Below are 13,033 nucleotides of genomic sequence, written 5' to 3' on the forward strand. Positions count from 1 at the left end.
GTCCGGCGGGGGCTGACGGGATCAACCGATCCTAGGCGGGTTCTGTTCCGGTTCCCGCGTCAGGACAGGGCGATCTCCGTCAGCTCCAGCCGGAAGCCACCGTCGGCGGCCGTCGGCAGCTGGGTGATCCACAGGACGAGCGACTGGGTCTCGGTGGCGGGGTCGAGCGTGAAGACGGTCTCCGGGCCGAACGGTCCCGAGGCCAGGACGGGTCCGCCGGTCGGGTTCGCCGCGTCGGTGGCCCGGATCTCGACGTTCCCGCCGTTGCTGTTGGTCCGCAGCGTGACCGTGGTGACGGTCGTCTTCTGGGTCAGCGTGATGGCGTAGCCGACGGCGTCCTTGAACCCGGCGAAGTCGTCCCGCTTGTACGTCTGGGTGTACCAGAACGTCGACGGGTCGCCGTCGTACGCCTTGGCGACGTCCTCCTGGTGCTCACCGTCGGCGTCGGACGGGTCGATCGACGTGGTGGAGGCGATGACCGGCGGGGAGCCGTCGGGGGCGGCCGACTCCTCGGGGGCGGACGGCTCCTGCGACGGCTCGCCCGCGACGGCGGGGGCCGACTCGCTCGAGGACGGGTCCGGGTCCGCGGACGACCCGCTGGGGTCGAGTGAGGCGAACAGCGCCTTGAAGGCGAGGACGACGCCGACGATCACGGCGATGACGACGAGGATCAGGATCAGCGCGGTGGGGTCGAACCGACGGGTGCTGGTCGGCTCGGTCTCGGCCCCGATGACGTCGCTGAAGCCGAACGCCTCGAGGGGTTCCTCGCGTGGCGGTGGTGGTGGCGGTGCGGCCGCCGCCGCTGCCGTCGCCTGGGCGACTGGTCGCCGGACGACAGCCGGCACCACGGGCGGCGGTGGCGGCGGGGGTGCCGCCTGCGCGAACACGGGTGGGGTGATGACCGGCTGCCCGGTGGGGGGTGTCTCGGTGTCGGAGGGGACTGCCGCGCCGAGTGCGGTCGCCCGCGAGGGCGTCGCCGGCGGAGGCGTGCCGGGGCGGTTGGCGCCCGGGGGGTCCTGCTGCGCGAACGCGGTCCGCACGGACTGCCGCTGCACGGTCACGGGCGCGGTGTCCTGGTCGTCGTGCTCGGACGGGACGGGGATCCCCCCACCGGGCGCGGCGGCACCGGTCGGGGGGAACTGCGCGGTCGCAGGACCTCCCAGGACCGCGGTCTCGGCGACCGACGCCCGGATCTCACCCCACGGCTCCAGCTCGCGGACCAGCTCGCCCGGGCTGTGCGGCCCGTCGTCGTTGGGACCGAGGGTCACGACGCAGAGGGTGTCGAGGTCGTTGGGCACCCCGGGGACGAGGTCGGCGGGTGCGACGGGGGCGCCGTCGACGATGGGCGCGGGCGGCAGCGTCTCCCCGCCCGGGGTCTGCGGAGCGCGCGGGTCGGCGGGCCACAGGCCGGTCAGGGCGGCGTACAGGAGACGGACGAGGCCGACGGCGTCGGCGCGTGTGGTCGAGCGTGCGTCCCCGCCGGAGTCACCGAGCAGGGCGGCGTCGAGCGCGAGGCCGCCGAGCAGCACGCGGCCGTCGGGACTCACGTGCAGGACGGACGGGCGCAGCGCGAGGTGGTGCACGCCGCGGCGACGGGCGATCTCCAGCGCGGACGCGGCCTCGCCGACGACGGCGCGGGCCTGGTCGGCGGTCAGCGGGCCCTGCGCGACGAGACGTGCGAGCGACTGCCCGACGAGCTGTTCCGACACGACGTAGCCGTAGCCCTCATGCGTGCCGACGTCGAGCACCCGCACCAGGCGGGCGTCGGTGACGAGGGCGGCGCGGCGTGCGGCGTCGAGCGCGGGGGCCACGGCGCCGTGCTCGAGGATGCGGACCCGGACGGGGCGGTCGAGGATCTGGTCCGTGGCCTGCCAGGCGCTGGCGCCCTCGAGGTCGGACACCACTGGGGACAGCACGCGGTAGCGGCCCGCGAGCACCGTGCCCCGTCCGACGACCTCGCTCACCAGCACCTCCATGTCGACAACCCGCACCAGAACACCTGCATGCTAGACGTGCATGCTCAGCGGCGTCCCCCGCGCAGGCGCCGGAGGAGCGGTAGGAGCAGGTTGTCCAGCTCCTTCACCCGCAGCAGACGCAGGATGCCCGCGTAGACGAGGGCCATCACGGTACCGACGACGGCGCACTGGATGATCGACGCCACGAGACCTGTGGACAACCAGAGCCGGAGCAGCAGCAGGACACCGAACCCCAGGGCGGCCGACAGGACCGCGGCGAGGGTGGCTCGTGCGATGACCTGCAGGACGCGGGCGCCGTCGATCCCGCCGAGCCGTCGCCGCAGCCGCCACTGGGCGATCCACGCGCCCACGACGTAGGAGACGGTCATGGCAGCGCCGACGCCCGCGACCCACAGCGTCGGTCGCAGGATCAGCTGGGCGGCCCAGGCGCCCACCACGACGACCGCGGCCATCACGACCTGGATCGGCACCATCGCCCGGGCGTCCTCGTACGCGTAGTACGCGCGCTGGAACATCGACCAGGCGCCGAACGCGGGGAGGCCGAGGATCATCGTGATCACGACCGTGGAGACGGCGTCGGCCGATCCCGCGGTCGCGGTGGCGAGCACGACGCGGGTCAGCGGCAGCGCGAGCACCAGGATGGCGGCGGTCGCGAAGACGGTGAACACGCCGACCACGCGCAGTCCCGAGGAGAGGGTGGCGCGCACGCCCGCGACGTCGGCGTCGTGCGCCTGCCCGGAGAGCCGCGTGAACAGTGCGGTCGCCAGGGAGACGGTCACCAGCGAGTGCGGCAGCATGAAGATCAGGAACGCGACGCTGTAGGCACCGGGGCCCGCCACGGCGGAGGCCGGTACCCCGTCGGCGACGGCCGCGGCCGGTGCGGCCGACGACACCCGGGAGCCCACGAGGTACCCGACCTGGCCCACCGTGAGGCCCAGGAGGGTCCACGTCGCCACGCCCCCGGCGGTGCTCAGGCCCGATCCGCGCAGCCCCCAGCGCGGGCGGTAGTGGACCCCCGCCCGCCGCAGGGCGGGGAAGAGGACGGCGGCCTGGGCCACGACGCCGAGGGTCGCGGACCCGGCGAGCAGCGCGATCTGCCCGCCCGTCCAGGTGGAGGCGTCGGTGACGCCCGAGGAGTCCCAGAGCCCGAACACGGCGATGAAGACACCGAACCCGACGATCGCGACGACGTTGTTGACCACGGGCGCCCACATGTACGGCCCGAACGAGCCCCGTGCGTTCAGGACCTGGCCCAGCAGCGCGTAGGCGCCGTAGAAGAACAGCTGGGGGATGCACCAGTAGGCGAACGTCGTCGCAAGAGCGTCCTGCGTCGGGTTGCCGAAGTTCGAGTAGAGGTTGACGAGCACCGGCGCCAGGAGCGTGAGGACCACGGTCGCCCCGGCCAGCACCACGAACCCGAACGTGAGCAGCCGGTCGACGTACTCCTGCCCGGCCTTGCGCTTGTAGGCGCGCACGACCTGCGGCACGAGGATCGCGTTCAGCACCCCGCCGGCCAGGAGCATGTAGAGCACGTTGGGCAGGTTGTTCGCCACCGCGAAGGCGTCCGCCGCCTGGCCGGTCGCGCCGATCGCGCTGACCATGACCATGCCGCGCAGGAGCCCCAGCACGCGCGAGACGGCGGTCCCCGAGGCCATGAGGGCAGCGCCGCGGCGCATCCCGTCGTCGGTCATCGGGTCTCCTGCTCGGTGGTGTCGTCCTCGGGCGCGGTACCGCCCAGGACGGGCAGCGACGTCGACGTGCCGGCTTCGGCCTCGGTGCGGGCGCCGCGTCGGGCACTCTGCCCGCGACGCACGGTGCGGACGATACCGAGCACGAGGCCGATCGCGAGCAGGATGCCGACGACGATCGTGCCGATGCTCTCGATGGTGGGGGCGACCTGTGCGGTGAACCGCACGGCGGGGGACACGGCGAGGCCGTCGGTCGCCGTGAGCTGCGCGGAGACGTCGACCGTGCAGTTGGCGCGGGCGTGCAGCGGCACGCGGACGTTGGTCTCGCTCTGCGCCTCGACGACGACGGGCGCGATCTCGCCCACCTCGAGACAGGCCTTGCTCGGGTTGACGGCGAGCAGCACCGTCGCGGGGACGGCGAGCTCGTTGCGCACGACGATGGGCAGCGGGCTGTCGGCAGCGGTCACCACGAGGTCGCTGACGGGGGCGATGCTCAGGCCGGTCGTCCGGGCGTCGACGTCCGCGATGACCGCCGACACCAGGGCGTCCCGCCCGCCGGGGGCGACGCGCCACGCGACCGACAGCGGTGCGAGGACCTCGTCGTCCACCCCGTCGAGCAGGACGGCGGGCTCGCTGGTGACCCCGGCGAACGCGACGGCACGGCTCCGGGCGTCGGCCAGTGCGCGCACGCTCGCCGGCGCGAGCTCGTCCGTGCTCACGGCGCTCGTGGGCAGCGTGCCGCGGGTGTCCGGCACGTCGGCGTCCAGGAGCGTGGCCACCGGTGCCAGGCGCACCCAGGGGGTGCTGGCGAACGCCGTCGTCAGGGCTGCGACGGTCGCGACGTCGGGGTCCCAGCCACGCCCGGGAGCGATCAGCAGGTGCGGCTGGTCGGCCTCGGTCTCCCGCGTGATGACGGCGAGCTCGGCGAGCGCCCGCTGGACGGTGGTGGCCGTCGTCGCGCCCGCGTCGACACCCGACGGTGCCGTGTAGAGACGGGTGAGCATCGCGTCCGGCTCGTACGCGGTCACCTGGCCGTCGGTGGTCTGCACCCGGCGAGCGGCGCCGGGGGTGTCGTCGTCGGCCTCGTCGTTCGTCGTCGGTGGCAGCACGATCGCGTCCGCGCCGACCTGCGAGGTCACGGCCGCCGTCGTCTCGTCCGGCAGCCCGGAACCCGGCGCCCACAGCAGCCCCGACGACGTCGACAGCCCAGGGATGCCGGTCTGCGCGGTGCGGTCCAGCGCGAGCTGGACCAGGTCCGGGCGGTCGGCGTGCGCCGCCGCGGCGATGTCGGGGTCGGACCACGGCAGGGCGACGACGTCGTGGTCGCGGAGCTCCGCCGTGAGGTCGGCCGCCCAGTCCTGCGTCCCCAGCGTCCCCGCGCTCGCTGCCGCGACCAGGGCCGGGTCGATGGCGACGCCGATCTGCGGCGCGACGGCGACCGCCGCGGCGAGCTCCCGCAGCCGTCCGCCTGCCCGGGTCAGCTCGTCGATCCCGGCGACGGTGGCCGCGCTCGGGCCGGGACCGTCCAGCGAGGGTGCCGACGGCGGGCCGACCACCGGGACCAGCACGGACAGTGGCGTCTGGGGGACGTCGTCGGAGGGGAGCCAGAGCAGGAACGTGCGCTGGATGCCGACCCGTGCCGTGCCGTCGAGCGCCTCGACCACGAGCCCGCGCGGCCCCCACGTGTCGGCACCCTCGAGCAGGTCGACGTCGGCCGCGGGGACGACGAGCTCGACCGGGACGCTCGCGCCGGGCAGGAGCGGTGCGGCGACCGGCGCGGTGGCGTCCTGCCTCGTGCGGCCCAGCCCCGTGGTCCCCGCGGACGTCCATGCGTCCAGGTCGGCGCGCACGCTGATGCGGAACCGGCTGATCCGGAGCGCCGCACCGGGCCTCTCGATCGCCTCGTCGCCGTCGTTGCGCAGCGTCGCCCGCACGCGCAGGTCCTCGCCGGGGCGCAGCACGCTGGGCGCCACCTCGGTGATCTGCACGCTGACCGGGAGGTCCGGGTCCAGGCTCGGGGTCGGGCTCGGGGTCGGCGCGCCGGCGGCTCCGCTGACCGGGACGGCGAGCGCGAGGGCGCCGACGAGAGCCAGGGCCGCACCGAGCACCCGCGAGCGCGCGCTCATTCCTCGCCGACGAGCACGACGAGTGCTGCCTCGGCGAGACGCCGTTCGTTCGGGTACGCGAGGACCCCGTTCAGCTCCGCCACGGGGATCCACGCGGCGTCCTCCGCCTCACCGTCGGGGTCGCCCTCGACCGTGAGGAACCCCCCGGTCGCCCCCAGCAGGAAGTGGTGGACGACCTTGTGCACGCGGCGGTCGTCGCCGCTGAACCAGTAGTCGATGACGCCGAGGCGGCGCAGGACCTCGCCCGTGATCCCGGTCTCCTCCGCGATCTCGCGGACGGCGGCCTCCTCGGGCGTCTCGTTCCCCTCCAGGTGCCCCTTCGGCAGGCACCACTCGAGACGGCCCGCGCGGTTGCGGCGCGCGATCACGGCGGCGTGGTCGACGCCCTGCCGACGGCTCACGACGATGCCGCCCGCGGAGGTCTCGTCGACGACCGGCAGGGGTGCGGACGGGACCCGCGTGATGCTGTGGCGGGGGTCGATGCGCAGCGGATGACCGCCCGGCGGCGCTGGCACGCCCCCGGGGACGGGTGGACGCGCCGGGCTCGACATATCGACACTGTAACGACTTGGGCGCGTCCCTCCTGCCCGGAGGGGTCGTGCCGGAGTGCGTATCTGGCAGGCTTGGACGAGTGCCCTCCCTCGATCCGTCCGTCGGCCCCGACTCCCCTGACCTGAGCGCAGCCCTGGTCGCGTTGCAGAAGCGTGCGCTCAGCGTGCTGGCCGGGCTGCCCAGCGACGCCCTCGAGCTCGGTGACCTGTTCCGCGCGGCCGGGCACGAGCTCGCGCTCGTGGGCGGTCCGGTGCGGGACGCGTTCCTCGGTCGGGTGTCGGCGGACCTCGACTTCGCGACGTCGGCGACGCCGGACGAGACGCAGGCGATCCTGGCCCGCTGGGGCGACGCGCACTGGGACATCGGCAAGGAGTTCGGCACCATCGGCGCCCGCCGCTTCGCCGGTCGGCGTTCGTCGCTGGCGGACGACGTCGTCGTCGAGGTGACCACGTACCGGTCCGACGAGTACGACCCGACGTCGCGCAAGCCGCAGGTCGCGTTCGGCGACTCGCTCGAGGGGGACCTGTCGCGCCGCGACTTCACGGTGAACTCGATGGCCGTCCGCGTGCCGGACCTGACCTTCGTCGACCCGTTCGACGGGCTGACCGACCTCGCCGCCGGCGTGCTGCGGACCCCGGTGGACCCGCGGCAGTCGTTCGACGACGACCCGCTGCGGATGATGCGCGCCGCGCGGTTCGCCGCACAGCTCGGGTTCGCGGTGGACCCCGCCGCGCACGCTGCGATCGTGGACATGGCCGACCGGATCACCATCGTGTCGGCCGAGCGGGTGCGCGACGAGCTGAGCAAGCTGCTGGTCTCGGCGCAGCCGCGCGCGGGCCTGGAGGTGCTGGTCGACACCGGTCTGGCGGCGCACGTCCTGCCCGAGCTGCCGGCGCTGCGGCTGGAGATCGACGAGCACCACCGGCACAAGGACGTCTACGAGCACTCGCTGATGGTGCTCGACAAGGCGATCGCGCTGGAGACCGGCCCGGACGGCGCGGTGCCCGGTCCGGACCTGGTGCTCCGGCTGGCGGCGCTGCTGCACGACATCGGCAAGCCGAAGACCAAGCGCAACGAGGCGGGCGGCGGCGTCAGCTTCCACCACCACGAGATGGTCGGTGCCAAGCTCGTCGCCAAGCGGCTCAAGGAGCTGCGGTTCGACAAGGCCACCGTGCAGGCGGTCGCGCGGCTGACGGAGCTGCACCTGCGGTTCCACGGGTACGGCGAGGGCGGCTGGACCGACTCCGCGGTGCGTCGTTACGTCACGGACGCGGGCCCCCTGCTGGAGCGGCTGCACCGGCTGACCCGGTCCGACTGCACCACGCGGAACCTGCGCAAGGCGGCGCGGCTGTCGGCGGCGTACGACGACCTCGAGGAGCGGATCGCCCGGCTGCGCGAGCAGGAGGAGCTCAGCTCGATCCGGCCCGACCTGGACGGCACCCAGATCATGGAGATCCTCGGGCTGACGCCGGGGCGCGAGGTGGGCGAGGCCTACAAGCACCTGCTCGAGCTGCGGATGGAGCGCGGACCGCTGGGCCCGGACGCCGCACGCGACGAGCTGCTCACGTGGTGGGCAGCGCGCGCCTGACCACGAGCAGGCACACGTCGTCCTCCTGGTGGGTGCCGATGAACGTCGCGACCAGCCGGTCCCGGACGGTCGCCGCGTCGGCGTCGTCGGGAACCGCCCCGAGCTCCGCGGTCAGGGCCGCGATGCCGTCGCGCAGGCCACGGTCGCGCCGCTCGACCAGCCCGTCCGTGTAGAGGACGAGGGTCGCGCCGACGGGCACCTCGACGGTCGCCTCGGAGCGGCCGGACCCGTCGAGCCCGATGGGAGTGGAGAGCCCGCCGTCCAGCGGTCGGACCTCGCCGCCGGCCAGCCGCAGCAGCGGCGGTGGGTGGCCGGCCCGCGCGTAGGTGACGTGGGCGCCGTCGTCGGTGGACCGCCAGCGCAGGTACGCACAGGTTGCGATGTCGGCGATGTCGAGGCCGCGGACCAGCTCGTCGGCGCGCCCGAGGACCTCTCCCGGCGAGGAGCCCTCCCAGGCGTACGACCGCAGCAGCGACCGGAGCTGGCCCATCGCGGCGGCGGCGCGCAGGTCGTGCCCGACGACGTCCCCGACTGCCAGACCGATGGCACCGTCCGGCAGCGGGAGGACGTCGAACCAGTCGCCACCCACCTCGGCGCGGCGACCGGACGGGATGTACGCGGCGGCGACGTCGAGCCCCGGGATCTGCGGGATCTCGGGCAGCAGGCTGCGCTGCAGGGTGAGCGCCGCGGTCCGCTCGGCGAGGAACAGCCGGACGTTGTCGAGCGCCAGACCCGCGCGGCGTCCCAGGTGCGCGGCCGTGACCACGGCGTCGGCCGTGAACCCGTCGACGGCCACGAGGGTCAGCACGCCGAGGACGCGGTCACGCGCGCGCAGCGGGACCACCATCGCGCTGCCCAGCCCGAGCCTGCGCAGCAGGTCCAGCTGCACGGGGGTGGTCCGGGCCGGCAGGCCGGCCACGTCGATCGCGTACGGCGTCGCGACGAAGCCCGGGCCGCTGGTGAGCGCCTCGGTGATCTTGGGTGCGTGCGAGAGCCAGCCGATGTCCTCGTCCGCGAGGGCGCGCGCGGTCTCCCGGTCGTCCGGGTCCGCGACGACCAGGTGGATGCGGTCGAACCGCCCCCGGTCGTCGGTCACCGCGACGAACCCCCACGTGGCCAGCGCGGGGACGGCGATGTCGCCGAGGGCGTCCACAGCGTCGTCGTACTCGAGGTGCTGGGCCAGCTCGTCGCTGATCCGGGCGAGCAGGTCCAGCCGGGCCGTCGCCTGGTGGGGTACGTCGATCTCGAGGTCCTGCGCCCGCTCGGACTCCACCCTGTCGGTGACGTCGACCTGGATCCCGATGTGGTGGGTGACCCTCCCGCCCTCGTCGACGACCGGGCTGATCACGACCTGGTTCCAGAACGGGGTCCCGTCGCGCCGGTAGTTGCGGATGACCGTGGCGACGGCGCGCTGCTGGTCGAGGGCGTTCCGGATGCGCGCTACGGCGACCGGGTCGGTGTCCGCACCCTGCAGGAAGCGGCAGTTGCGGCCGAGGATGTCCTCGGCCGGGTAGCCGGTGAGCCGGGTGAACGCGGCGTTGACCCAGACGAGGGGGTCGTCGTCACGGAGCGCGTCCGAGATCGACAGTGCGAGGTCGCTGCCGAGGACCGCGTTCAGCGGCAGGTCGTCCTGCCGTCCGACCACCTTGTCGTCGCTGCTCACGACGCGACCGACGCCGCGGCGGGACGCGCGGCGGGTACCCCTCGGGAGGCCGAGCCGTAGAGGGCGGCGAACCCGGCGTACGCCACGGCGAGCACGAGGAACAACCCCTGGGAGTAGCCGGTGTCCGGCAGGGTGACCGCACCGAGCGCGGCGGCGCCGACGAACGCGGCGTTGTAGAGGACGTCGTAGAGCGCGAACGCGCGGCCACGGAAGGCGTCGTCGGTGTCGCGCTGCACGATCGTGTCGACGGCGATCTTGGCGCCCTGGGCCGCCAGGCCGAGGAAGCCGGCGGCGACGAGCACGGACGTGCGTGCGTCGGAGGCGACGAGCAGGAGCTGGCTGACCGCCGCGAGGCAGAGGCACAGGACGATCCACACGTGCGGACCCGTGCGCGGCGACAGCACCGGCGTGAGCACGACGGCCAGCACGAACCCGAGCGCCGACGCCCCCAGCACCAGCCCGAACGTGCGCAGGCCCTCGTCCGCGTCCGTCGGGTCCGACAGCAGGTTGCGGGCGATGAGGATGCTGGCGATGAACGTGACGCCGTACAGGAACCGGTGCGCCGCCATGATCCCGAGGGCCCGGGCGGGGGTCCGGCGCTCGACCAGGTGCCGCGCCCCGGCGACCAGGCCACGAGCGAGGATGCCCAGCGCGGCCCGCAGCTGGGCGGCGTCGGCGCGCTCGTCGGGACCCAGCCGGTCCTTGCCCAGCCGGGTGGCCAGCGCCGCCGCGGTCGCCATGACCGCCGCCGCGAGGAACAGCGCCGTCGCGTCCCGGCCCCGCCCGGCAGGCAGCACCAGGCTGAGCACCAGGCCGATCGCGCCGCCGACCCCCGCCGCCGCGGCACCGAGCGTCGGGGTCAGGGAGTTCGCGGTGAGCAGCAGCGGACCGTCGACCGTGCGCGGCAGCGACGCACTGAGGGCCGACAGCAGGAAGCGGTTGATGGACAGGTTCACCAGGGCCAGCACGTAGACGGCCGGACCGACCCCGACGGTGACCATGAGCACCGCGATGACGACCGTGATCCCGACGCGCACCAGGTTGCCGACGAACAGCACCTGCCGGCGCCGCCACCGGTCGAGCAGGACGCCGGCCCACGGACCGACGATCGTGAAGGGGAGCAGCAGCACGGCGAAGGCCGTCGCGACGCCCGCGGCGGTGCTGGCGTTCTCCGGCGAGAAGAAGAACAGGGTGGCCAGCCCGACCTGGAACATCCCGTCGGCCGTCTGGCTCACGAGCCGGACGGCGAACAGCTTGCGGAAGTCCCGCAGAGGCCACAGGGCCTTGAGGTCGGCGATCACCTGCACCGGGTCATCCTCGCACCCGGCGCCGGCTCGCCGGTCCGGTGCCGACGGCTCGTGGCACGACGAAGGCGCACACCCCGAGGGATGCGCGCCTTCGTCGTCAGATCAGCGGGTGGCCGAAGCTCAGCGCTCGTTCTCGCCGCGGATGAATGACTCCAGCTCGGCGCGGCCGAGGGTGTCCTCCATCTGGACCGGCGGGGACTTCATGAAGTACGTCGACGCCGACAGGATCGGGCCGCCGATGCCACGGTCCTTGGCGATCTTCGCGGCGCGCAGGGCGTCGATGATGATGCCGGCCGAGTTGGGCGAGTCCCAGACCTCAAGCTTGTACTCGAGGTTCAGGGGCACCTCGCCGAAGGCGCGACCCTCGAGGCGGACGTAGGCCCACTTGCGGTCGTCGAGCCAGGCGACGTAGTCCGACGGGCCGATGTGGACGTTGCGGTCCTCCTTCTTGCCGCCCAGGGGGCCGGTCAGGTTGGAGGTCACGGCCTGCGTCTTGGAGAGCTTCTTGGACTCCAGGCGCTCGCGCTCGAGCATGTTCTTGAAGTCCATGTTGCCGCCGACGTTCAGCTGGTACGTGCGGTCCAGCACGACGCCGCGGTCCTCGAACAGCTTCGCGAGGACGCGGTGCGTGATGGTGGCGCCGACCTGCGACTTGATGTCGTCGCCGACGATCGGGACGCCGGCAGCCTCGAACTTCGCGGCCCAGACCGGGTCGGACGCGATGAAGACGGGCAGGGCGTTGACGAACGCGACACCGGCGTCGATGGCGCACTGCGCGTAGTACTTCGCGGCGATCTCGGACCCGACGGGCAGGTAGCAGATGAGGACGTCGGCCTGGGCCTCGCGCAGGGCGGCGACGATGTCGACCGGCTCGGCGTCGGACTCGGTGATCGTCTCGCGGTAGTACTTGCCGAGACCGTCGTTGGTCACGCCACGCTGCACGGTCACGCCGAGCGGGGGGACGTCGGCGATCTTGATGGTGTTGTTCTCCGAGGCGCCGATGGCCTCGGACAGGTCGAAGCCGACCTTCTTCGCGTCCACGTCGAATGCGGCGACGAACTCGATGTCGCGCACGTGGTAGTCGCCGAACTGCACGTGCATGAGACCCGGCACGGTGCTGTTGGCGTCTGCGTCGGCGTAGTAGTGCACGCCCTGGACAAGCGACGCGGCGCAGTTGCCGACGCCGACGATGGCGACGCGGATGGAGGTCATCCTCGCTCCTTCTCGGTGGTTCGCGCGGGGGCGACATCGTCGTCCCCAGCGGGTGTGTCAGCAACGGCCGGACGACCGGTGCCTGCAGGACGGGTGCGACGAATGCCGCGCTCGTTGTCGATCAGTCCGTCGAGCCAGCGGACCTCACGCTCGACCTGTTCGAGGCCGTGCCGCTGGAGCTCGAGGGTGTACTCGTCCATGCGCTCGCGGGTGCGGGCGAAGGACAGGCGGATCGTCTCGAGACGCTCGGTCAGGCGGGTGCGCCGACCTTCGAGGATCCGAAGCCTGGTCTCGGCGTCGGTCTGCCCGAAGAAGGCGAACCGGACGTCGAAGTTCTCGTCCTCCCAGGTGGCCGGCCCGGACGACGCGAGCACCTCCTGGAGGTGCTCCTTGCCGTCGGCGGTCAGCTGGTAGACGATGCGTGCTCGCTTGGACGCCACGGTGTGCGGTGTCACGACGGACTCCGTGCCCTGGATCCAGTTGCGCTCGACCAGCGACTTGAGGCACGGGTAGAGCGAGCCGTACGAGAGTGCACGGAACGAGCCGAGCACGAGGTTGAGGCGCTTGCGCAGCTCGTACCCGTGCATCGGGGACTCGTGGAGCAGCCCGAGGATGGCCGGCTCGAGCACGTCGGAACGACCGCGCACGGGGGCACCTCCTCAGGATTTGAGTGACTCGATGTATCAACTCGATACATCCGGAGAGTATGTCGAATACGACGAACCAAGCAAGTCGGTGACCTGGACCACACCAGGTGTGAGCGTCGGCGCGTCGGTGCGTCGGCGGTTCGCGCACGCCGTGCCGATCGTGTGAAGGCTCGTCGGATCTGGGCCTTCGGTCCTCTGACGGGCACAGGAGGGTCCCCCATACTGGGCTCCGCGGCTGACGCCTGCCCGAAACCGGGTGGGCAGAGGCCGGACC

At 73.1% G+C, this 13,033-nt stretch carries 9 protein-coding genes; 1 reads left to right on the plus strand and 8 read right to left on the minus strand.

All coding sequences use genetic code 11. The annotated features are described in order from the left end of the window. Positions 1-59: 59 nt before the first annotated feature. From J2X26_RS04495 to J2X26_RS04510, 4 genes are read right to left on the minus strand one after another with little or no spacing between them, the layout of a single operon-like run. Positions 60-1,991 (minus strand): protein kinase family protein, encoded by a 1,932-nt coding sequence (locus J2X26_RS04495; RefSeq protein ID WP_307490161.1) that lies wholly within the window; start codon positions 1,989-1,991, stop codon positions 60-62. Between the two features lie 29 nt (positions 1,992-2,020). Further along, positions 2,021-3,667, minus strand: coding sequence for a murein biosynthesis integral membrane protein MurJ (gene murJ / locus J2X26_RS04500; RefSeq protein WP_307490163.1), 1,647 nt, complete (start codon positions 3,665-3,667; stop codon positions 2,021-2,023). Continuing rightward, complete coding sequence (locus J2X26_RS04505; protein WP_307490165.1) at positions 3,664-5,790, minus strand: DUF6049 family protein; 2,127 nt, start codon at positions 5,788-5,790, stop codon at positions 3,664-3,666. Before J2X26_RS04505 ends, murJ begins: the two co-directional genes overlap by 4 nt. After that, positions 5,787-6,341, minus strand: a complete 555-nt coding sequence (locus J2X26_RS04510; RefSeq protein ID WP_307490167.1) for an NUDIX hydrolase — start codon at positions 6,339-6,341, stop codon at positions 5,787-5,789. Before J2X26_RS04510 ends, J2X26_RS04505 begins: the two co-directional genes overlap by 4 nt. 80 nt (positions 6,342-6,421) lie before the next feature. Here J2X26_RS04510 and J2X26_RS04515 point away from each other — a divergent pair, with 80 nt between their 5' ends. Further along, entirely contained in the window at positions 6,422-7,930 is a 1,509-nt protein-coding gene (locus tag J2X26_RS04515) for a CCA tRNA nucleotidyltransferase (RefSeq protein ID WP_307490169.1), read from the plus strand. Here J2X26_RS04515 and J2X26_RS04520 read toward each other — a convergent pair. The 4 genes from J2X26_RS04520 to J2X26_RS04535 form a co-directional block, all read right to left on the minus strand. Then, complete coding sequence (locus J2X26_RS04520; protein WP_307490173.1) at positions 7,905-9,593, minus strand: SpoIIE family protein phosphatase; 1,689 nt, start codon at positions 9,591-9,593, stop codon at positions 7,905-7,907. The genes J2X26_RS04515 and J2X26_RS04520 overlap by 26 nt on opposite strands. Continuing rightward, positions 9,590-10,900, minus strand: coding sequence for an MFS transporter (locus J2X26_RS04525; RefSeq protein ID WP_307490175.1), 1,311 nt, complete (start codon positions 10,898-10,900; stop codon positions 9,590-9,592). The genes J2X26_RS04520 and J2X26_RS04525 overlap by 4 nt, the downstream gene beginning before the upstream one ends. Before the next feature lie 120 nt (positions 10,901-11,020). Beyond that, the gene (locus J2X26_RS04530; RefSeq protein ID WP_307490177.1) at positions 11,021-12,112 is read right to left on the minus strand and encodes an inositol-3-phosphate synthase; all 1,092 of its coding nucleotides are present in this window, start codon (positions 12,110-12,112) and stop codon (positions 11,021-11,023) included. After that, positions 12,109-12,759, minus strand: coding sequence for a PadR family transcriptional regulator (locus J2X26_RS04535; RefSeq protein WP_307490178.1), 651 nt, complete (start codon positions 12,757-12,759; stop codon positions 12,109-12,111). Before J2X26_RS04535 ends, J2X26_RS04530 begins: the two co-directional genes overlap by 4 nt. Between the last annotated feature and the right edge of the window lie 274 nt (positions 12,760-13,033).

It is taken from the genome of Cellulomonas humilata, assembly GCF_030814415.1.
Taxonomy (GTDB): Bacteria; Actinomycetota; Actinomycetes; order Actinomycetales; family Cellulomonadaceae; genus Cellulomonas; species Cellulomonas humilata_A.